An 18,998-nucleotide genomic window follows, 5' to 3' on the forward strand; every position below is an offset into this window, starting at 1 on the left:
GCCGGACCTAGGGAGAACGAACATGGCGGACGTGGTCTGCGCCTGGGGCCTCAGCGCGGTTGAGGCGTGGCGTGATCGGGCTTCGGCCCTTGTGATTGTCGATACCCTGACCTTCTCGACGACGGTCAGCGTCGCCGCCGACCGCGGCGTGCGCGTCATTCCCTACGGCTGGGGCGAGGACTTCTGGGCCGCCGCCGCCGCGAAGAAGGCCGATGCTCAACTCGCCGGGCCGCGCGGCGGCGACACGCCCAACCTGTCGCCTGGCAGCGTCGCCGCGATGACCTCCGGATCTCGGCTGCTCCTGCCGTCGCGCAATGGCGGCGCGCTGTCTGTCGCCGCGGGCATGGGCTCGGCCGCTGTCTTCTGCGGCTCCCTGCGCAACGTCAGCCTGGTCGCGCAGGCCGCCAGCGAAGCGGCCGGCGGCGGGACCATCGCCATTATCGCCGCGGGTGAGATCGTGCCTGACGCCGGCTTCCGACCAGCCATCGAGGACTGGTTCGGCGCCGGCGCGATCATCGAGATTCTGCACGCCGAAGGGCGCGAGGAGGACGCCAAGGCCCAGCTCGCCCGCCTCGCCTATGAGGCGGCCGCCAACCAGCTTGAGGCGGTCATGCGCGACAGCCTGTCCGGTCGCGAAGTCACCGAGCGTGGCTTTGAGGGCGACGTCGATTTCGCACTGCAGGTCGATCAGGGATTGACCGCGCCGCGACTGGTCGATGGGGTGTTCGAACCGGGCGTCATCGCCCGCGCGCCCGTCGCCCGGAGAAATCCGACCGTCGCGGATGCAGGGTTCACCCTGGCGCAATAGACGCCAGGCTACAGGTGAGGACGGCGATGAAGCTTGAAGGCGGCTGCTATTGCGGCGAAGTGCGTTACGTCGCCGAAGGCGAGCCGGCGCTCCGCGCTCAGTGCCATTGTCGGGAATGCCAATACATGACGGGCGGCGGCCCGAATTTCTTCCTGGCCATGCCGGCTGATGGGTTCGTCTACAAGAAAGGCGAGCCCAGGCGCTTCACACGCAGCGACATCGAAAACCCCGTGACCCGCGAGTTTTGCCCCACCTGCGGGACGCACCTGGCCACCAAGATAACCGGCCGGCCGATCGTCATCGTCAAGGTCGGCACGTTGGACGACCCCGCCCAGTTCGGCGAGCCGCAGCTCGCGATGTTCACCATCGACAGGCAAGCCTTCCACCACATTCCCGACGACCTGCCGGCCTATGAGCGTCGCCGCACCTAGGGACGCCTTCTGATCGTCGGCGCGTTGGTCAGAAAATCTGCGGATGGCGGGTGGCGATCGTCGCCCTAAGCTGCGCCAACGCACACAAATGTAAGGAGACGCACGGCATGTGCGACGAGCGCGACGACGGCCCTGGCGCCTACACGGAACAGAACCGTCGCGGTTACCTGAGGATTGCTTCGGGCGGCGTCGCCGGCGCCGTCGGCGCGGGCGCGGCCTCCGCCGGCGTTGAGGAACGCGCGGTCAAGATCACGACTCCGGACGGCGAGGCCGACGCGGCCCTCTTCGTGCCCAAGGGCGCTGGCGCGAAGCCCGGCGTGATCTACTGGCCCGACATCTTCGGCCTGCGACCGGCGGCCAAGGATATGGGTCGCCGGCTGGCTGGCGACGGCTATGTCGTGCTGGTGGTGAATCCCTTCTACCGCGGCGGCGAAGCTGAGGAGCTTTCGGCGAAGGCGGCCGGCTTTGAAGGCTTCATGCAGAAGGTCGGCTTCTTCCGCGACTTCCGCATGGCCATGAGCGGCGAGGCGGTGGCTGCGGACGCCAAGGCCTATGTCGATTTCCTCGACGCCTTGCCCGAAACCTCGGACGCCAAGGTCGGCGTGCAAGGCTACAGCATGGGGGGCGCGCTGGCCTTCATGACGGCGGGCGCAGCGCCCGACCGGGTCGGCGGGGTCGCCAGCTTCCATGGGGGCGGGCTGACCACCGACCAGCCGAGCAGCCCTCACCTCATCATCGGCAAGACTGACGCCGCCTACCTGGTCTGCGTCGCCAAGAACGACGACGAGAAGGAGCCGCAGTCCAAAGACATCCTGAACGCGACCTTCGAGGAGACCGGCAAGACCGGCTCCGCCGAGGTCTATGCCGCTGACCACGGGTGGTGCGTGCCGGACATGCCCGCCTACGACCAGGCCGAGGCTGAACGCGCCTGGGCCAACCTGCTGGAAACCTACAAGGCCGCCCTCGTCTGAGGGCGCCGAAACCCCAATCCGGAGACCGACGCATGTGCGAAAAAGATGACTTGGGCCTGATCAGCTACAACGACGTCACCCGTCGCGGCTTCACGGCCATGGCCGCGGGCGGCATCGCCGCGGCGGCCGGCGCGGGCGCTGCTGTGGCGGCCGCGGCCGTCGAGGAACGCAACGTCATGGTGAAGACCCCCGATGGCGAATGCGACGCGGCGCTGTTCCTGCCGCAAGGCCTGGGCGCAAAGCCCGGCGTGGTCTTCTGGCCCGACATCTTCGGCCTGCGCCCGGCGATGCGCGACATGGGCCGCCGCCTGGCTGGCGAGGGCTACGTCGTCCTCGTGGTGAACCCCTTCTATCGCGGCGGCGACGCCGAGAGCATCGCCGCCAAGGCCGCCCCGCTCACCGATCGCATGGAAAAGATGAAGGTCTTCGGCGCCGAGCGCGCCAAGCACACTGACGACGCCATCGCCAGCGACGCCAAGACCTTCGTCGCCTACCTCGACGCGCTCGCTGAGACCTCTGACGCCAAGGTCGGCGTTCAGGGCTATTGCATGGGCGGTCCGCTATCCTTCCGCACGGCCGCGGCGGTCCCTGCCCGTATCGGCGCGGTGGGGAGCTTCCATGGGGCCGGCCTGACCACCGACCAACCCAACAGCCCGCACCTGCTGGTCGCCAGCACGGACGCGACCTACCTCGTCTGCATCGCCAAGAACGACGACGGGAAGGATCCCCAGTCCAAGGTCATCCTCACGGAGACCTTCGCCAAGACCGGCAAGTCCGGCACGGTCGAAGTCTACGGCGGCGACCACGGCTGGTGTGTTCCCGACAGCGCCGTCTACAACCAGGGCGAAGCCGAACGCGCCTGGGGCAACCTGCTCAAGACGTACAAGACCGCCTTGGTCTGAATTCGCCTTTGATCCCGGAAGCCGCGCAAGCGGCGTCCGGGATCCTGGGGCCGCCGCAGGGCGCTTCAGCTGTTGAACGTTTCATAGAGGTCCAGCCAGAGCGGGTTGGCTTCTTCAATGCGCCTGATCTTCCACGCGCGACGCCAGCGCTTGATCCGCTTCTCAGCGGTGATCGCCTCGTCCGCCGTTGGAAACTCTTCGTACCAGACCAGTCGGGTCACCCCATGGCGCGCCGCGAACCCATCGCCCTCGCGCTGCTGGTGTGTCCAGACCCGCCGCGACAGATCGCCCGTGACGCCCGTATAGAGCGTTCCGTTTCGCTGGCTGGCGAGGATGTAGACGTAGAAGCTGCGTTCCACCGCCCTGCAGAACCCTCCTGGGTCCCGGGCCTCCGCTTCGCTCCGCCCGGGATGACGGAGAAATATAGACTGTCATCCCGGAAGCCGCGCAAGCGGCTGTCCGGGACCCAGGGGCCGCCGCAGGGCGCCTAGCCCAACCCCCGCACCCAGGCTGGCAGTTCGCTGATCGCGCCCAGCTCGACGAACCGTGGATGACCCTCCGGCGCATCAGCGACTTCGTGGGCCCAGATCAGAGGATAGGGCACATAGGCCGCCGCGGCCCCGGCCCCGAGCGCGGGCAGGATGTCCGACTTCATCGAATTGCCGCACATCACTGCGGCCTCAGGCCCCGTCCCGTGCCGCGCGAAGATCCGCGCATAGGTGTCGACACGCTTTTCGCTGACGATCTCCACGCCGCTGAACAGGTCGCCCAGGCCGGAGGCCGCCAGCTTCTGCTCCTGGTGCAAAAGGTCGCCCTTGGTGATCAGCACGAGGCGGTAATCCTGGGACAGCTCATCCAGCGCTTCGGCCACGCCCGGCAGGGGCTCGGCCGGATGAGCCAGCATCTCGCGGCCGGCCGCCAGGATCTCGGCCACCACCCGCGGCGGCGCCTGGCCCTCCGTCAGCTCCATGGCCGTCTCGATCATCGACAGCGTGAAGCCCTTCACCCCATAGCCGTAGAGCGCCAGGTTCCGCCCCTCGATCTCCGCCAGCCGGGCTTCGATCACGGGCGTTTCAGCCACCTCGGTCAGCAGGCCGCAGAACCGATCGTGGGTCAGCCGGAAGATGGTTTCGTTGTGCCAGAGGGTGTCGTCGGCGTCCAAGCCGACCGTCAGGATGCGCATGGCCGCTAGATACCCGCATTGACCGGGCCGGACCTAGTCATTACCTACGCGACCGTTTGCGAAAAGGCGTCTCGGAGTCGAACCTCCTGGCCGCCTTTTTTTGAGCCTGTTACCTTCCCGCCCGCAGCCTTGATGAGGATCCGCCGATGAGCCGCGAACTGGCCCCCGGAACAACTGGCGTGCTCGTGCTGGCGGACGGAACTGTCCTGCAAGGGCTCGGCGTCGGCGCGGTCGGCGAGGCGGTCGGCGAGGTTTGCTTCAACACCGCCATGACCGGCTACCAGGAGATCCTCACCGATCCCTCCTACATGGCCCAGATCGTCGCCTTCACCTTCCCCCACATCGGCAATGTCGGCGTGAACACCGAAGACGTCGAGCAGATGTCGGGCGCTGCGGAGACATCGGCTCGGGGCGCGATCTTCCGCGACCTGCCGACGGATCCGGCCAACTGGCGCGCCGAGTCGACGCTCGCCTCCTGGATGACGCGGCGCGGCGTCGTCGGCCTCTCCGGCGTCGACACCCGCGCGCTGACCCGCAAGATCCGCGAGAACGGCATGCCCCACGCCGTCATCGCCCACAGCCCCGACGGCGTCTTCGACCTCGACGCGCTCGCCGCCAAGGCCCGCGCCTGGGCCGGCCTCGAAGGGCTTGACCTCGCCAAAGACGCCTCCTGCCTCCAGCCCTTCGTCTATGACGAGGGCCTCTGGGAATGGGGTGAAGGCTACGCCAAGCCCGGCGCCGTGAAATACGAAGTGGTCGTCCTCGACTACGGCGTGAAGCGCAACATCCTGCGCGCCCTGACGTCCGTCGGCGCCCGCGTCACCGTGGTGCCGGCCTCGACCACCGCCGAGGAGATCCTCGCCCGCAATCCCGACGGCGTCCTGCTGTCCAACGGTCCTGGAGATCCCGCCGCCACCGGCCTCTACGCCGTGCCGGAGATCCAGAAGCTGGTTGAGAGCGGTACGCCGGTCTTCGGCATCTGCCTCGGCCACCAGATGCTGTCGCTGGCGCTCGGCGCCAAGACCCGCAAGATGGACCAAGGCCACCACGGCGCGAACCACCCGGTGAAGGACCTCACCACCGGCAAGGTCGAGATCGTCTCGATGAACCACGGCTTCACCGTCGACCGCGACAGCCTGCCCGAACCCGTCACCGAGACCCACGTCTCGCTCTTCGACGGCACCAACGCCGGCATCGCGCTCAAGGGCAGGCCGGTCTTCTCGGTCCAGCATCACCCGGAGGCCTCGCCCGGCCCCACGGACTCCCTCTACATCTTCGAACGCTTCGCCCAGCACATGGACGCCAGGAAGGCCGGCTGAGGGCGAACGCCTATGACCAAATACCTCATCTCCTTCCCCAGCGAAGCCATGGCGCTGACCCGCGAAGAGTTCCCGATCGTCGCGGCCGAGGCGCGTGCGGTGATCGAAGAGGCTAAGTTCGCCGGGGTCTATGTGTTCGGCGGCGGGATCAACGAACAGGTCGAGCCCGTGCGGGTCGCCGCCGGCGGGACGGTGTCGCCGGATATCTATCCAGGCAGCCGTCTCAAGGGCGGCTTCACCGTGCTTGAGCTGGCGACACGCGAAGAAGCCATCGTCTGGGCTGGAAAGATCGCCGCCGCCTGCCGTTGCGCCCAGGAACTCCGCGAGTTCATGTACGACCCCGCAAGCTAGGCGCGCGCCTTCGATGAAGATCGCCATCGGCGCCGACCACGCGGGCTACGCCTACAAGCAGCGGATCATCGCCCACCTGCGCGCCGCCGGCCACGCAGTCACCGACTTCGGGACGCACGCCGAGGCCTCGGTCGACTATCCGCGGTTCATCCGGCCGGTGGCCGAGGCCGTGGCCCGGGGCGACCACGACCGGGGCATCGTCCTCGGGGGATCCGGCAACGGCGAGGCGATGGCCGCCAACCGGGTGAAGGGCGTTCGCTGCGGGCTCTGCTGGAACACAGAATCCGCCCGCCTCACGCGCCTGCGCAACGACGCCAACGTCCTGTCCCTCGGCCAGCGCATGATGACCGTGGAGATGGCGCTCGAGATCGTCGACGTCTTCCTCGCCACCGACTTCGAAGGCGGTCGGCACGTCGCGCGCATCGCGCAACTGGACGCCTGAGCGGCGAACCTTTCAGCCGCGATACGGCGCCAGATTGCGGCGGATGCGGTCCAGCACCGGTTCATCCGCCGGCGGCGCCTCGAAGGCCTGGCCGGTGATCGCCTCGAACGCCTGGATGTAGACCTGCGAGGTCGCCGCGATCATATCGGCCGGAATCTCCGGGATCGGATCGACGTAGGGATCGACCTGCCCCGCCACCCAGCTGCGCACGAAGTCCTTGTCGAAAGAGTCCGGTCGTTCGCCCGCGGCGAACTTCGCGGGGTAGGTCTCAGCCATCCAGTAGCGGCTGGAATCGGGCGTGTGGATCTCGTCGGCCAGCAGGATCTGGCCCGCCGCGTCCGTGCCGAACTCGTACTTGGTGTCCACCAGGATCAGCCCCCGCTCGGCGGCGAGCGCCTGGCCACGGGCGAACAGCGCCAGCGCATAGACCGAGACCGTCTCCCACTGACCCTCGGTCAGCAGCCCCTGCGCCAGAATCTCGTCCGGCGTCAGCGGCGCGTCGTGGCCGGCGTCGAAGGCCTTGCTCGTCGGCGTGATGATCGGCTGCGGCAGGCGCTGGTTGTCGCGCAGGCCGTCGGGAAAGACATGCCCGTACATGCTGCGCTGGCCCTGCTTGTAGAGGGTCAGGATCGACGTCCCCGTCGTCCCCGCCAGATAGTCGCGCACGACGATCTCGACCGGCAGGATCGTCAGCTTGCGCCCCACCACCACATTCGGGTCGGGATATTCCAGCACGTGGTTCGGGCAGATGTCGGCGGTCCGGTCGAACCAGTAGCGCGCCATCTGGGTCAGCACCTGGCCCTTGTGCGGAATGGCCGCCAGCACCCGGTCGAACGCGCTCAGGCGGTCTGAGGCGATGATGATCCTGCGCCCGTCCGGCAGGTCGTAATTGTCACGGACCTTGCCGCGATAGTGGTTCGGCAGGTCAGCGAAGGTGGCGTCGGCCAGGGCGGCTTGAGCGATAGGCGTCATGTCCCGGTATCGGCGCCACGCCGGGCGCCGTCAAGGTCTAGGCCTTCGCGGGCTTCGCCAGGCCCAGCAGCACCGCGCCGCAGAGGGCCGAAACCAGCGACCCGCACAGCACGCCGACCTTCACCTCGTCTTGCAGCTCCGGGTTCGGGAAGGCGAGCAGGCCGATGAACAGGCTCATGGTGAAGCCGATGCCGCACAGCAGGGCGACGCCATAGAGCTGCAACCAGGATGCGGCCGCGGGCAGCGTCGCCAGCCTCAGCCTGATCGCCAGGGCGGCCGCGCCGAACACACCCGCCTGCTTGCCGATGAAGAGGGCGAGCGCCACGCCCAGGGTCACAGGCTCGAGCAGCACGCCCGCGCTCATCCCCGCGAACGACACCCCGGCGTTGGCGAAGCCGAAGACGGGCACGATCAGGAACGCGACCCAACGGCTCAGGCCATGCTCCAGCCGATGCAACGGCGAAGCCATGTCATCGGGCGCCGCCTTGGACCGGCGCAGCGGGATCGTCAGGGCCAGCACCACCCCCGCCACCGTCGCGTGCACCCCCGAAAGCAGAACCAGCCACCACAGCACGCCGCCCAGGGCCAGATAGGGCGCCAACCTGGCGACTTTCAGCCGGTTCAGGCCGATCAGCAGCAGGGTGACGACACCCGCCCCGCCGAGCGCCAGCAGGTTCAGCTCGGCGGTGTAGAAGACGGCGATCACCGCCACCGCCGCCAGGTCGTCGACGATCGCCAGGGTGGCGAGGAACACCTTCAAGCTCGTCGGAACCCGCGAGCCCAGCAACGATAGCACGCCCAGGGCGAAGGCGATGTCCGTCGCCGTCGGGATCGCCCAGCCGCGCAGGGTCTCGGCCTGGCCTGCGTTGATCGCCGCATAGATCAGGCCGGGCACGACCACGCCGCCCGCCGCGGCGATCCCCGGCAGCGCGCGATTGGCCCAGGTCGATAGCTGCCCGTCCAGGAACTCCCGCTTGATCTCCAGGCCGACGAACAGGAAGAACAGGGCCATCAGCCCGTCGTTGATCCAATGCAGCACGTGGAGCGGGCCGAGCGACATATGGAGGAGTGCGAAGTAACCCTGCGCCAACGGCGAGTTGGCGACCACGAGCGCGAGCGCCGCCGCCCCCATCAGCAACAGCCCGCCCGCCGCCTCGCTTTCAAGCAAGGCGCGCAGGACCGAAGGACGACGACTGGACGGCCTCATGGCGCGGCTCCCCACGCTGGCGGCCCGACCAGCGCGAAACCTGACCGGCCAAGATGGCCGAGCACCCATTCTGGCTATCGCATCGGAAAGCGCGGGGCGGCAAGGGCGGCCGTGGTCGGCGCAGCGTTCACCGCGCTCGCGCGTTCCCTGATGCGGGCAAGCTTAGGCATACGGCCGCGCCAAAGCTGAACGGCCCGATAGCACACCTCAGGAGCATGCATGACCAGGGCAGCGAGCCAAACCAAGCAGACGGAAGCGAAGGCCACGGCGATTGCGCAGGCGCGCGCCGTGGCGCCGGGCGTGCCGGCTCGGATCGGCTCGACACCCGCCACGAAGTATCGCGGAAACCCCGCAATTTTCGGGCGCCTGGTCGAGGATCACGACAAGCACCGCGCGCTCCTGGCGATGATCGACGCCACCAGCCCCAAGGATCCTGCGCGAAAGGCCCTGTTCGAAGAATTCGTCCGCGACGTTCACGGCCATGCTGCGGCGGAAGAGCAGGCGCTGTGGTCCACCGTCATGCGCAACCCCGAGACCACCGAGTTCGCGCGCCACGCGGTCGGCGACCATCACAAGCTGGACAAGCTGATGGCGGATGCAGCAGCCCGCGACATCGAAGCGGCGGGCTGGCTCACTCACTTCGCCGTGCTCAAGGAAGAGTACCTTGAGCACATCCTCGAAGAAGAGACCGAGCAGTTCGTCGAGGCGGAGAAGACCCTGTCCGACGAGGACCAGCGCTACATGCACAAGGTGTTCAATCGCCGCAAGAAGGCCGAAAAGGCCGCCGCGGTGATCGAGCAGAAGATCGCCCTGAAGCCAATCGCGTAGCGTCGGCGATCCACCGATACCGTTGAAGAGGTCGCCGTTCGGCCGGCGTGTATTACGGCCGCAGTTTTCCTGGGAGCCCTTTGGTCCCGGCCAGGGCCGGCGGCGGGACCAGCTTGGCGAGCTTGCGTAGGTTCTGAGCGGTGGCGGCGAGGTGGAACTCGTCTCGGGCGCCTTGAGGACCGCGAAGCCGCAGGCGGTCGAGCCTGAGGATGCGCTTGAGGTGGGCGAACAGCATCTCGACCTTCTTCAGCCGACGATCAACATCCGGATCAACCGCTCAGGGTCGATCAAGGGGCGGCCAATCGAGCTGTAGAACGGCGCGACATGGGCCCCACGCCGTCCAGATCGACAGCTCGGAGCATGTGATCGCCAGGAACGTGGCGATCGAGCGAGAACGTGTAGAACAGCTCCGCCTGGTCGATCCGTCGTTCGCCCACCATCGCCAGCACTCCCGTCTGACAGGAGTGAATCAGCACCGAGTCAGCCGTTCAACCGACCTTTTTCAACGAAATCCACCCGTTGCGGCCATTCGCCCTCCCAGCAGCCGGCCCCCGCTCGCAACGGCCGAGGATTCCCCGCGCCCGCACCGCGTTAGGACGTCCTGGAACCGTATCGTTAGGCGGGCGAAAGACGCCCCCGCCCCCTAGACCGACGCCAGCTTGCCCACCGCCGCGATCGGGCCGGACGGGCCCTCCTGCTTCGAGCCCCCTAAAGGCTCCACCGACACGGCGATCGCCGAGCCGGCGGTCATCATCGGCTGCATGTCCTGCGCCATCGGCACCATGGCCGAGGCGCCGGGCGCAATGAAGCCGATGGGCCTGGGCTTGCCGTCGCCGGGGATCACCCACAGCTGGTGCACGTGATCCGGATCGGTTCCGGGGGGCACGAGCGAGGTGACCAAGAGGCCTTTGCGTTCCGGATCATAGGCGGCGACGAACAGCGCGCCACCGGCCGGCGCGGCCAGACTCGCGCTCATCAACGGGCCGGGCGTCGGCTGGCCCTGCACCATGACCACGGGCGGCCGGTTCACCACCTGCACCGTAAGCGCCAGGCTGGCGGCGGTCGCCATCAGGGCTCCGATCGTCGCCGTCCGCCAGAAGACCACAGCCCCCCGTCGCCGTCGATCGTCGCTTCGCCGGTCCTCGTTGGCCGGCAAGCGCCGCTCGACGGCCGGCCACAGGGTCTCCGGCGCCGCCAGAGACGGCACGGTCGCCAGGATCGGGGCCAGCCGTTTGCGCCAGGCCTCGATCAGGGCGGCGAAGGCCGGCTCCTGCACGGCGCGCGCCTCCACGGCGGCGCGTTCGGCGTCGGTCAGGACGCCGAGCGCGTGCTCGGCGGCCAGGGCTTCGTCGCCCGAAAGTTCAGGACCCTCGCTCATTGCTCCAGGCACCCCTTCAGACGGGCGAGGCCGCGCCTGATCCAACTCTTCACTGTGCCGAGCGGCGTATCCATGCGCAGCGCCAGGGCCTCATAGGTCACGCCCTCGAAAAAGGCCGTCCGGATCACCTCGCGGGTGCGCTCATCCAGCTGGTTCAGGCAGGCCTCCAGCTGGCGCGCGTCATCGGCTGCGCCGACCAGAGCCTCGGCCCCCGGCGCGTCATCGGCCAGCTCGAAATTATCGATCGGATCGCGTCGTGACGCCGGGCCGCGGGCGCGCAGCCGGTCGATGGCGCGGTTGCGGGCGATGGCGGAGATCCAGGCCATGACGCTCGCCCGGTTCGCATCGAAGCGGTCGGCGCGGCGCCAGATCGTGACATAGACATCCTGCAGCACGTCCTCCGCCTCCTCGCGGTCGGAGAGGATACGAAGGCACAATCCAAAAAGCTTCGAAGATGACGCCTCGTACAATTGTCGCAGGGCGGCGCGGTCGCCCTCGGCGACACGCGCCATCAGCGGCGCGAGCGCATCTGGGGGGCTGGGCGTCACGGTTTCACGGGTCGCATGACGGTGGCGGCCGCGCCCGGCGGGAGGATGTCGGTCACCCGCATGACGACCGGGCCCGCGGCGCTCGCCGTCGCCTCATGCCAATGGTCTGTGCTGTCCACGACCCATTGGCCGGCATGGAATTCAAGCGGCGCGCCCCCGTCCGGGAAGGTCACCTTCAGGTCGCCCGAGACGATCTGCACCACGCGCAGATAGTCGTGCTTGTGCGCCGGCAGCGTAGCGCCGGCCGGCACGGTGACTTCGCTCACCCGTACTTCAAGCGGGGCCGGCGTCGCGGTCAGCGGACCGCCGGTGAGGGTCGCCGTGATGGTCGCCAACGGCTTGGCAGGGGGAATGGCGACCGCCTGCGCGGGAGTGGACTGTGCCGGCGCCGGCTGGGCGAGCGCGGGCGCGGCGACCAGCGAGAGGGCGATCAGGGCGGGGACGTGACGCTTCATCATCCGCACACCATGGCGGAGGTTTGCGCCCGTGGCGAGATCGCTGTTAGGCGGCGGCCGGCGTCGCGGCGGCGCGCCGAGGCCGGGTCGCGGCGCGGCGAGCCTGGGTCTGGGCGTTCTTAGCCGCGCGGCGCTCGTTGTAGGCTTCTTCCAGCACCGGCACCATTTCGGCCGCCTCGGCGGCCCGCTTCGCGTCGCCTGAGTCGCGCAGTCTGACGGCGTTGGCCAGGAACGTCTTGATCTCGTCGTCGCTGAGGCCGGGGATGCGTTCGGCGAGGGTCATGGCCTGCGTCTTCCGTTGAAGCGGCCAGGGCGCCGCACCCCTTGGAAAGGGCCCAAGGCCCGGGTTTGTTGCATTGCATCTGCGGTTATTCACAGCCGATTGGGCCCTGGATTGCTTGCGAAGCCGGGTTTGGCGCACTAAACCGCGGCCTTAACCTGCATGGCTGACCGGATCGGGCGCGTCCCCAAGGCGCGGCCGCCCTTGCGCGCGAAAAGAACGATGCCCAAACGCACCGACATCTCCTCCATCCTGATCATCGGCGCCGGCCCCATCGTCATCGGCCAGGCCTGTGAGTTCGACTATTCCGGCGTCCAGGCCTGCAAGGCGCTTCGCGCCGAGGGCTACAGGATCGTCCTGGTCAATTCGAACCCGGCGACGATCATGACCGATCCGAATGTCGCCGACGCCACCTACATCGAGCCGATCACGCCGGAGATGGTCGCCAAGATCATCGAGAAGGAACGCCCCGACGCGCTCCTGCCCACCATGGGCGGCCAGACCGCGCTCAACACCGCCCTCGCCCTGGAAGCTAGCGGCGTGCTGGAAAAGTTCGGCGTCGAGATGATCGGCGCCAAGGCCGACGTCATCGACAAGGCTGAGGATCGCCAGAAATTCCGCGACGCCATGGACAAGCTGGGCCTCGAAAGCCCCAAGTCCAAGGCGGCCCACACCATGGAAGAAGCGCTTGAAGGCCTGGAGTTCGTGGGCCTGCCGGCGATCGTGCGCCCGTCCTTCACGCTCGCCGGCACCGGCGGGGGCATCGCCTACAACGCCCAGGAATTCCGCGAGATCGTCGAGCGCGGCCTGGACCTTTCTCCCACCACAGAGGTCCTGATCGAGGAAAGCGTGCTGGGCTGGAAGGAGTATGAGATGGAGGTCGTCCGCGACAAGGCGGACAACTGCATCATCGTCTGCTCCATCGAGAACATCGACCCGATGGGCGTCCACACCGGCGATTCCATCACCGTCGCCCCGGCGCTGACGCTGACCGACAAGGAATATCAGCGGATGCGGCACGCCTCGATCGCGGTGCTGCGCGAGATCGGCGTCGAGACCGGCGGCTCCAACGTCCAGTTCGCGGTCAATCCCGCCGACGGCCGGATGGTGGTCATCGAGATGAACCCGCGCGTGTCGCGCTCGTCAGCGCTGGCGTCCAAGGCCACGGGCTTCCCGATCGCCAAGGTCGCCGCCCGTCTGGCCGTCGGCTACACCCTCGACGAGCTTATGAACGACATCACGGGCGCGACGCCCGCCTCGTTCGAGCCCTCGATCGACTATGTCGTCACCAAGATCCCGCGTTTCGCCTTCGAGAAATATCCGGGCTCCGAGCCCTATCTCACCACCTCGATGAAGTCGGTGGGCGAGGTCATGGCCATCGGCCGCACCTTCGCCGAGAGCCTGCAGAAGGCGCTCCGCGGCCTGGAGACGGGCCTGACCGGCCTCAATGAAGTCGCCATCGAGAACGCCGACGATCCGGAGACGGGGCACGCCGCCATCGTCCGCGCGTTGGGCACGCCGACGCCCGACCGCCTGCTGGTCATCGCGCAAGCCTTCCGCCATGGCTTCAGCGTCGAGGACATCCATGCCGCCTGTTCCTACGAGCCCTGGTTCCTGCGCCAGCTGCAGGCCCTGGTGCATGAGGAACACCGTGTCCGCGCGGAGGGCCTGCCCGGTACGGCGCAAGGCTTCCGCGCGCTGAAGGCTCAGGGCTTCTCAGACGCCCGCCTGGCCCAGCTCACCGGCCTGAAGGAAGCCGAGGTCCGCGAGGCCCGCCGTTCGCTCGGCGTCCGTCCGGTCTACAAGCGCATCGACACCTGCGCCGGCGAATTCCGCGCCGACACGCCCTACATGTACTCCACCTACGAGACCGGTTCTCTGGGCCAGGAGCCCGACTGCGAGAGTGATCCCACCTCGGCGAAGAAGGCGATCATCCTTGGCGGCGGCCCCAACCGGATCGGCCAGGGCATCGAGTTCGACTACTGCTGCTGCCATGCCGCTTTCGCGCTGGCCGACATCGGCGTCGAGTCGATCATGGTCAACTGCAACCCGGAGACCGTGTCGACCGACTACGACACCTCCGACCGCCTCTACTTCGAGCCCCTGACGGCCGAAGACGTGCTCGAACTGATCGCCAAGGAGATGTCCAACGGCGCGCTTCTGGGCGTCATCGTCCAGTTCGGCGGCCAGACGCCGCTCAAGCTCGCCCAGGCGCTGGAAGACGCCGGCATCCCGATCCTCGGCACCAGCCCCGACGCGATCGACCTCGCAGAAGACCGCGAGCGTTTCCAGCAACTGCTGCACAAGCTGGAGATCGCCCAGCCGATCAACGGCATCGCCCGGTCCCGCGATGAGGCCTTCGCCGCAGCGCACAAGGTTGGCTACCCTGTCGTCATCCGCCCCTCCTACGTCCTGGGCGGACGGGCGATGGAGATCGTCCGCGATGACGAACAGCTCGACCGCTACATTCGCACCGCCGTGCAGGTGTCCGGCGACAACCCGGTGCTGATCGACCAGTATCTCTCGCGCGCCACCGAGGTGGATGTGGACGCCATCTGCGACGCCGACGGCGAGGTCTTCGTGGCCGGCGTGATGGAGCACATCGAGGAGGCCGGCGTGCATTCCGGCGACAGCGCCTGCTCGCTCCCGCCGTTCTCGCTGCGTCCCGAGACCATCGCCGAGCTGAAGGTCCAGACCATCGCCATGGCCCGCGCCCTGCAGGTCCGCGGCCTGATGAACGTCCAGTTCGCCATCGAGGAGCCGCACTCGGCCGCCCCGCGCATCTTCGTCCTCGAGGTGAACCCGCGCGCGAGCCGGACGGTGCCCTTCGTCGCCAAGACCATCGGCCAGCCGCTCGCCGCGATCGCCGCCAAGGTCATGGCCGGCCGCAAGCTCGCCGAGTTCAACCTCGTCGACCGCACCTATGACCACATCGCCGTCAAGGAAGCGGTCTTCCCCTTCGCCCGCTTCGCCGGCGTCGACACCATCCTGGGCCCCGAGATGCGTTCGACCGGCGAGGTCATGGGCCTGGACTGGATTCGCCCAGGCGAGACTCTGGCCCCAGCCTTCGCGCGCGCCTTCGCCAAGTCGCAGCTGGGCGGCGGCACGCTGCTCCCGGAAACCGGCTGCGTCTTCGTCTCGGTCAAGGACGCCGATAAGGTCTGGATCGAAGAGCCGGTCCGCCTCCTGGCCGACCACGGCTTCCGCATCCTCGCCACCGGCGGCACCGCCGACTACCTGGCCGCCAAGGGCGTGCCGGTCGTCGTGGTCAAGAAGGTGCTGGAGGGCCGTCCCCACATCGTCGACGCCATGAAGAACGGCGAGGTTCAGCTGGTCTTCAACACCACCGAGGGCAAACAATCGCTGGCGGACTCGTTCGAAATCAGACGGACGGCCCTGATGATGAAGACGCCCTACTTCACCACCACCGCCGGCGCCCTGGCCGCAGCCCAGGCCATCGTCCAGACGGCCAAGGCGCCGCTCGAAGTCCGCGCGTTACAGAGCTACGCCCACACCTAGTTTTGGGCTATGAAGTCAAAAATTACGCCCTGGCGCCGATCTGCGTCAAAAAATTCCGCCAAATACGGCAAAAGCGGGACCTTGCGGCGTTGACCGGCGTTTCCGGGAGGCGCAAGCTTGTCTCATCGCCTGGCTAGAAATCAGGTGCTAGGGCGCGCTCCGGCGGCCCATTCCGAGACGGCCGGAACGACGTTCAAGCAACGTCTGAGTTCTAAGCGAGACGACGGAAGAGCAACGCGCTCTTACGCCTGAGTTTTGCGAGGACACTGATGCAAACCGACCACGAAGTTTCGCACACCCACCATCGCAACCGCCACGTTCTGCAGAAGATGGAGGGCGCCGTCGGCATCGTCATGGTGATCGCCATCGCCGTTCTGGCGATCGGCCTGGTCTACGGGATCATGACGACCGGCAACGCCACCCCAGCCTACCTTCGCTAGGGGATCACACGCACTCTGACGCGGCCGGCGGCCCCCCGCCGGCGGCGGAAGAGGCGTTTGGGCTTTTGACCTTTACCGCCCGCTCGGCTAGCCGTCCGGGATGCCTGAACATGAGCCTGCAACCCTTCACGTGGTCTTCGGCCCCTCCGGCGCCGGCAAGACCAGCTATGCGCTGACCGTCGCACGCCGCGACCGCCTGGTTCCGTTCATCCTGGACGACTGGATGGCGACGTTGTTCGGTCCCGACATGCCGACGCCCATCGAATACGAATGGATGATCGAGCGCGTGGGCCGCTGCGAAGAGCAGATCTGGTCGTCCGCCGCCGGCGTTCTGACGGCCGGGACCTCGGTGATCTTCGACATCGGCCTGATGACCAAGGCCGACCGCGCCCGCGTCCGCCAGATCGCCGAGGCCGCGGGCGTGCCGGTGCAGTTCCATTTCGTCACCGCCCCGCAGGAGGTCCGCCGCCAGCGTGTCGAGAGCCGCAACGAGATCCGCGGCGAGACCTTCGCCATCGAGGTCCAGCCGCACATGTTCGACTTCATCGAAGGCGTCTACGAAGCCCCTGACACCGCCGAACTCGACGGCGCCATCATCAGCGAGAGCCAATAGGGGCGACCGCATGCGCAAGACCCGCCTCTTGGCCATCACCCTCGCGGCGCGCTTTCAGCCGGCGCAGCTTCGGCCCAGGTGACCCCGGCCGCCGACTGTCGCCCCGACAGGGTCAGCGGCCACCCCGCCTACGGCGCCTTACGCGAACACGTCGCCCTTGCCTGCTAGGGTTAAGGCGAGAAGCTCACCAACGCGCACCGCACCGGCTACGCATGGGGCCCACCCTGGCCATCGACCGCCGCTTCTAGGCCGTCGCGGAGATCGCCCCCAGTTCCTCCAGGTCGAGATCCCGCTCCAGCTCGTCCAGGGTCTCGTCGTCGATCTCCCCGGCGCGGTGCAGCCGCACCAGTTCCGCGCGGCCGGCCGCCACCGCCGCCAGCACCACGTCGAAGTGGGCCTCCAGCCTCGGCCGATGCGCCTCGGTCTCGGCGGCATAGTCGATGCTGGCCTTGGCCCGGCGCTGGTAGCGCTCGAGCAGTTGCGGATGGATCAGCGCGCCGGCCTTGTCATAGGCCAGGGCCTCGACCGTCCTCACCTGCATCTCGGCCATGGCCGCCTCGGCTTCGCTCATGCTCATCGCCGGCTTCTCGGCCTCCGGCTCGCGCAGCCGCGCCCAGCCGACCACGCGGCCGAGCGTCGTGCCCTGCCCCAGCACCGTGCCGACGATCACCGCAAAGGCGGTCACCAGGATCAGGTCGCGTCCGGGAAAGCCCGCCGGCGTCGACAGCGCCAGCGCCAGCGTCACCACGCCCCGCGCCCCGGCCCAGCTGATCACCGAGGCCGCGCCCCAGCTCATCGGTCGCGCGCCGCGCCACCCGGCCGCCTTGGCCCCGCGCACCACGACCTCCCAGCCGAACACCCAGACGAATCGCGCCGCGACCAGGGCGGCCAGCACCGCCAGGATCGGCCAGCCCATGGTCGCCGCCACCACGCCGAACCCGCCGCCACGGTCGACCACGTCGCGCAGCGACAGGCCGATCAGCACGAACACCGCCGCCTCCAGAAGGAAGACCAGCACGGTCCAGAACGCCGTCCCGCGGATCCGCGTCGAGGCCGACCACACCGTGTGCTGGTTCCAGCTGGCGATCAGGCCCGCCGTCACCACCGCGATCACCCCGGACACGTGGGCCATCTCGCCCGCCAGGTAGGCGACCCACGACATCAGCGCCGTCGCTGCGATGATCAGGTATTCGTCCCCCAGCCGGCGGACCAGCTTCGTCCAGCTCAGGCCGACCAGCGCCCCCACCACCGCCCCGCCCAGGGACAGCGCGACAAACCCGCCGCCCGCCTCCACCGCGCTGAACGTCCCCGTCGCCGCCGCGGCGACCGCGAACCGGAACAACACCAGGCCGGACGCGTCGTTCAGCAGGCTCTCGCCCTCCAGCAGCACCCGCAGACGTCCCGGCAGCTTCACCCGCGCCAGCGCCGCCCGCGCGGCGATCGCGTCCGGCGGCGCCACCACCGCCCCGAGGGCCGCGCACGCCGCCCACGGCAGGGATGGGACCAGCATGTGGGCGACCACCGCCACCACCGCACAGGTGAAGAACACCGATCCCACGGCCAGCGAGGCGATCCCCACCATATGCCGCCGCAGCCGCGCCACCGGGATCGTCCAGGCCCCATCCAGCAACAGCGGCGGCAGGAAGATCACCAGCACCAGGTCGGGATTGACCGCGATCGCAGGCGCCCCGGGCACGAACGCCAGCGCGCCGCCGCCCGCCAGCAGGGCGACCGACGGCGGCAGCCCCAGCTTCCGCGCCGCGAAATGCAGGGCGATGATCGCCACGAACATGGCGACGCCCAGCTCGAACAAATGCGTGGCGTCCATGCACGGCTCCTTCAGGCGACGAGACCCAGCCTAAGGCAGGAACGCGCGCCCGGCCTACCGGCTTTGCGCCGGACCAAAGCGAGCGGCCCCCAGGTCGCCCCGGTCGCCGCAGCATCGACGCCGGCATCTTGCCGACAAACAGCGCCCGTAGAGGAAAGCCGTCATCCGCCTGCCGCCTGCGCGCCTGCCGCCTGCGCGCCGTCCAGGTCGCGGCCGCGCAGTTAGCCGCGATGGTCCGCGATGGCCTCGCCGCCGCTTTCCTCCTCAAGCAGCACCGCCGAGTCCGCGTTCGCGGACAGGCGCACGCGGTCGCCCTCAACCTCGGCGACGAGCCCGCCCGAGATGTAGTGGTGGTGGTCGCTGTGCGAGCCGCTGTCCTTCTTGGTCAGCTTGATGCGGCCGCCATCGACGCTGTCGACGACGCCGATGTGGACGCCGTCGGCGCCGATGACTTCCATATGTTCCTTAACCGAACTGAGATCTGACATGGGGAATGCTCCAACGGGGTTGACGTCCTTACCCA

21 protein-coding genes and 1 pseudogene are annotated in these 18,998 nt (G+C 68.3%); 11 read left to right on the forward strand and 11 right to left on the reverse strand.

The features are described 5' to 3' along the window. The first annotated feature begins 22 nt into the window (after positions 1–22). The 4 genes from BN1313_RS12190 to BN1313_RS12205 all read left to right on the forward strand — a co-directional run bounded on the left by BN1313_RS12190 (position 23) and on the right by BN1313_RS12205 (position 3,112). Positions 23–808, forward strand: a complete 786-nt coding sequence (locus tag BN1313_RS12190) for a 2-phosphosulfolactate phosphatase (RefSeq protein ID WP_176695997.1) — start codon at positions 23–25, stop codon at positions 806–808. A gap of 26 nt (positions 809–834) precedes the next feature. After that, a complete protein-coding gene (locus BN1313_RS12195) occupies positions 835–1,239 on the forward strand; it encodes a GFA family protein (RefSeq protein ID WP_091741000.1) in 405 nt (134 codons plus the stop codon). 107 nt (positions 1,240–1,346) lie between these two features. Continuing rightward, positions 1,347–2,210 (forward strand): dienelactone hydrolase family protein, encoded by an 864-nt coding sequence (locus BN1313_RS12200; protein WP_091741002.1) that lies wholly within the window; start codon positions 1,347–1,349, stop codon positions 2,208–2,210. A 32-nt stretch (positions 2,211–2,242) separates the two neighbouring features. Then, positions 2,243–3,112, forward strand: a complete 870-nt coding sequence (locus BN1313_RS12205) for a dienelactone hydrolase family protein (protein ID WP_091741005.1) — start codon at positions 2,243–2,245, stop codon at positions 3,110–3,112. Positions 3,113–3,177: 65 nt separating this feature from the next. Here BN1313_RS12205 and BN1313_RS12210 read toward each other — a convergent pair whose 3' ends face one another. After that, the gene (locus tag BN1313_RS12210) at positions 3,178–3,471 is read right to left on the reverse strand and encodes a GIY-YIG nuclease family protein (protein ID WP_091741008.1); all 294 of its coding nucleotides are present in this window, start codon (positions 3,469–3,471) and stop codon (positions 3,178–3,180) included. Positions 3,472–3,599: 128 nt separating this feature from the next. Continuing rightward, a complete protein-coding gene (locus BN1313_RS12215) occupies positions 3,600–4,295 on the reverse strand; it encodes an HAD family hydrolase (protein WP_091741011.1) in 696 nt (231 codons plus the stop codon). Between the two features lie 146 nt (positions 4,296–4,441). Here BN1313_RS12215 and carA point away from each other — a divergent pair, with 146 nt between their 5' ends. From carA to rpiB, 3 genes are read left to right on the forward strand one after another with little or no spacing between them, the layout of a single operon-like run. Next, the gene (gene carA, locus BN1313_RS12220) at positions 4,442–5,614 is read left to right on the forward strand and encodes a glutamine-hydrolyzing carbamoyl-phosphate synthase small subunit (protein ID WP_091741013.1); all 1,173 of its coding nucleotides are present in this window, start codon (positions 4,442–4,444) and stop codon (positions 5,612–5,614) included. Between the two features lie 12 nt (positions 5,615–5,626). Continuing rightward, a complete protein-coding gene (locus BN1313_RS12225; RefSeq protein WP_091741016.1) occupies positions 5,627–5,965 on the forward strand; it encodes a YciI family protein in 339 nt (112 codons plus the stop codon). A 13-nt stretch (positions 5,966–5,978) separates the two neighbouring features. After that, positions 5,979–6,407 (forward strand): ribose 5-phosphate isomerase B, encoded by a 429-nt coding sequence (gene rpiB / locus BN1313_RS12230; protein ID WP_091741020.1) that lies wholly within the window; start codon positions 5,979–5,981, stop codon positions 6,405–6,407. Positions 6,408–6,419: 12 nt separating this feature from the next. Here the strand turns inward: rpiB and BN1313_RS12235 are convergent, their stop codons facing one another. Together BN1313_RS12235 and nhaA are read right to left on the reverse strand one after the other, a co-directional pair. Continuing rightward, entirely contained in the window at positions 6,420–7,379 is a 960-nt protein-coding gene (locus tag BN1313_RS12235; RefSeq protein ID WP_091741040.1) for a phosphoribosylaminoimidazolesuccinocarboxamide synthase, read from the reverse strand. Positions 7,380–7,416: 37 nt separating this feature from the next. Continuing rightward, a complete protein-coding gene (nhaA, locus tag BN1313_RS12240; RefSeq protein ID WP_091741043.1) occupies positions 7,417–8,586 on the reverse strand; it encodes a Na+/H+ antiporter NhaA in 1,170 nt (389 codons plus the stop codon). Positions 8,587–8,805: 219 nt separating this feature from the next. Here nhaA and BN1313_RS12245 point away from each other — a divergent pair, with 219 nt between their 5' ends. Then, on the forward strand, positions 8,806–9,414 hold the full coding sequence (locus BN1313_RS12245) for a hemerythrin domain-containing protein (RefSeq protein WP_091741046.1): 609 nt from the start codon (positions 8,806–8,808) through the stop codon (positions 9,412–9,414). 52 nt (positions 9,415–9,466) lie between these two features. On the opposite strand, the pseudogene BN1313_RS12250 reads toward BN1313_RS12245, so the two are convergent. The 5 genes and pseudogenes from BN1313_RS12250 to BN1313_RS12270 form a co-directional block, all read right to left on the reverse strand. Then, a pseudogene (locus tag BN1313_RS12250) lies at positions 9,467–9,670 on the reverse strand (transposase); the annotation flags it as partial. 387 nt (positions 9,671–10,057) lie between these two features. Continuing rightward, positions 10,058–10,792 (reverse strand): anti-sigma factor, encoded by a 735-nt coding sequence (locus tag BN1313_RS12255; RefSeq protein WP_091741049.1) that lies wholly within the window; start codon positions 10,790–10,792, stop codon positions 10,058–10,060. Continuing rightward, positions 10,789–11,304 (reverse strand): sigma-70 family RNA polymerase sigma factor, encoded by a 516-nt coding sequence (locus BN1313_RS12260; protein ID WP_091741052.1) that lies wholly within the window; start codon positions 11,302–11,304, stop codon positions 10,789–10,791. Before BN1313_RS12260 ends, BN1313_RS12255 begins: the two co-directional genes overlap by 4 nt. Before the next feature lie 32 nt (positions 11,305–11,336). Then, a complete protein-coding gene (locus BN1313_RS12265) occupies positions 11,337–11,795 on the reverse strand; it encodes a cupin domain-containing protein (RefSeq protein ID WP_141653138.1) in 459 nt (152 codons plus the stop codon). A 46-nt stretch (positions 11,796–11,841) separates the two neighbouring features. After that, positions 11,842–12,078 (reverse strand): hypothetical protein, encoded by a 237-nt coding sequence (locus tag BN1313_RS12270; protein WP_091741058.1) that lies wholly within the window; start codon positions 12,076–12,078, stop codon positions 11,842–11,844. Between the two features lie 219 nt (positions 12,079–12,297). Between BN1313_RS12270 and carB the strand changes: the two genes are divergently transcribed. From carB to BN1313_RS12280, 3 genes are all read left to right on the forward strand, one after another. Further along, positions 12,298–15,594, forward strand: coding sequence for a carbamoyl-phosphate synthase large subunit (carB, locus tag BN1313_RS12275; RefSeq protein WP_091742670.1), 3,297 nt, complete (start codon positions 12,298–12,300; stop codon positions 15,592–15,594). Between the two features lie 269 nt (positions 15,595–15,863). Then, entirely contained in the window at positions 15,864–16,034 is a 171-nt protein-coding gene (locus tag BN1313_RS16610) for a hypothetical protein (RefSeq protein ID WP_176695998.1), read from the forward strand. Between the two features lie 100 nt (positions 16,035–16,134). Next, a complete protein-coding gene (locus BN1313_RS12280) occupies positions 16,135–16,647 on the forward strand; it encodes a P-loop nucleotide/nucleoside kinase family protein (protein ID WP_091741061.1) in 513 nt (170 codons plus the stop codon). A gap of 244 nt (positions 16,648–16,891) precedes the next feature. Here the strand turns inward: BN1313_RS12280 and BN1313_RS12285 are convergent, their stop codons facing one another. Together BN1313_RS12285 and BN1313_RS12290 are read right to left on the reverse strand one after the other, a co-directional pair. Next, positions 16,892–18,475: a cation:proton antiporter gene (locus BN1313_RS12285; RefSeq protein ID WP_091741064.1), complete on the reverse strand. Its 1,584-nt coding sequence runs from the start codon at positions 18,473–18,475 to the stop codon at positions 16,892–16,894. Between the two features lie 221 nt (positions 18,476–18,696). After that, positions 18,697–18,963 (reverse strand): DUF2171 domain-containing protein, encoded by a 267-nt coding sequence (locus BN1313_RS12290; protein ID WP_091741067.1) that lies wholly within the window; start codon positions 18,961–18,963, stop codon positions 18,697–18,699. Positions 18,964–18,998 lie beyond the last annotated feature (35 nt).

This window comes from Phenylobacterium immobile (ATCC 35973), from assembly GCF_001375595.1.
Taxonomy (GTDB): Bacteria; Pseudomonadota; Alphaproteobacteria; order Caulobacterales; family Caulobacteraceae; genus Phenylobacterium; species Phenylobacterium immobile.

Bases quoted from the DNA above. Each gene is read 5' to 3' on its own strand.
- carB (WP_091742670.1), top strand. From the start codon at position 12,298: ATGCCCAAACGCACCGACATCTCCTCCATCCTGATCATCGGCGCCGGC.
- BN1313_RS12260 (WP_091741052.1), bottom strand. From the start codon at position 11,304: ATGGCGCGTGTCGCCGAGGGCGACCGCGCCGCCCTGCGACAATTGTAC.
- BN1313_RS12215 (WP_091741011.1), bottom strand. From the start codon at position 4,295: ATGCGCATCCTGACGGTCGGCTTGGACGCCGACGACACCCTCTGGCAC.
- BN1313_RS12200 (WP_091741002.1), top strand. From the start codon at position 1,347: ATGTGCGACGAGCGCGACGACGGCCCTGGCGCCTACACGGAACAGAAC.
- BN1313_RS12205 (WP_091741005.1), top strand. From the start codon at position 2,243: ATGTGCGAAAAAGATGACTTGGGCCTGATCAGCTACAACGACGTCACC.
- nhaA (WP_091741043.1), bottom strand. From the start codon at position 8,586: ATGAGGCCGTCCAGTCGTCGTCCTTCGGTCCTGCGCGCCTTGCTTGAA.
- BN1313_RS12245 (WP_091741046.1), top strand. From the start codon at position 8,806: ATGACCAGGGCAGCGAGCCAAACCAAGCAGACGGAAGCGAAGGCCACG.
- BN1313_RS12280 (WP_091741061.1), top strand. From the start codon at position 16,135: ATGCCTGAACATGAGCCTGCAACCCTTCACGTGGTCTTCGGCCCCTCC.
- BN1313_RS12225 (WP_091741016.1), top strand. From the start codon at position 5,627: ATGACCAAATACCTCATCTCCTTCCCCAGCGAAGCCATGGCGCTGACC.
- BN1313_RS12235 (WP_091741040.1), bottom strand. From the start codon at position 7,379: ATGACGCCTATCGCTCAAGCCGCCCTGGCCGACGCCACCTTCGCTGAC.
- BN1313_RS12190 (WP_176695997.1), top strand. From the start codon at position 23: ATGGCGGACGTGGTCTGCGCCTGGGGCCTCAGCGCGGTTGAGGCGTGG.
- carA (WP_091741013.1), top strand. From the start codon at position 4,442: ATGAGCCGCGAACTGGCCCCCGGAACAACTGGCGTGCTCGTGCTGGCG.
- rpiB (WP_091741020.1), top strand. From the start codon at position 5,979: ATGAAGATCGCCATCGGCGCCGACCACGCGGGCTACGCCTACAAGCAG.
- BN1313_RS12270 (WP_091741058.1), bottom strand. From the start codon at position 12,078: ATGACCCTCGCCGAACGCATCCCCGGCCTCAGCGACGACGAGATCAAG.
- BN1313_RS12195 (WP_091741000.1), top strand. From the start codon at position 835: ATGAAGCTTGAAGGCGGCTGCTATTGCGGCGAAGTGCGTTACGTCGCC.
- BN1313_RS12265 (WP_141653138.1), bottom strand. From the start codon at position 11,795: ATGAAGCGTCACGTCCCCGCCCTGATCGCCCTCTCGCTGGTCGCCGCG.
- BN1313_RS12290 (WP_091741067.1), bottom strand. From the start codon at position 18,963: ATGTCAGATCTCAGTTCGGTTAAGGAACATATGGAAGTCATCGGCGCC.
- BN1313_RS12285 (WP_091741064.1), bottom strand. From the start codon at position 18,475: ATGGACGCCACGCATTTGTTCGAGCTGGGCGTCGCCATGTTCGTGGCG.
- BN1313_RS12255 (WP_091741049.1), bottom strand. From the start codon at position 10,792: ATGAGCGAGGGTCCTGAACTTTCGGGCGACGAAGCCCTGGCCGCCGAG.
- BN1313_RS16610 (WP_176695998.1), top strand. From the start codon at position 15,864: ATGCAAACCGACCACGAAGTTTCGCACACCCACCATCGCAACCGCCAC.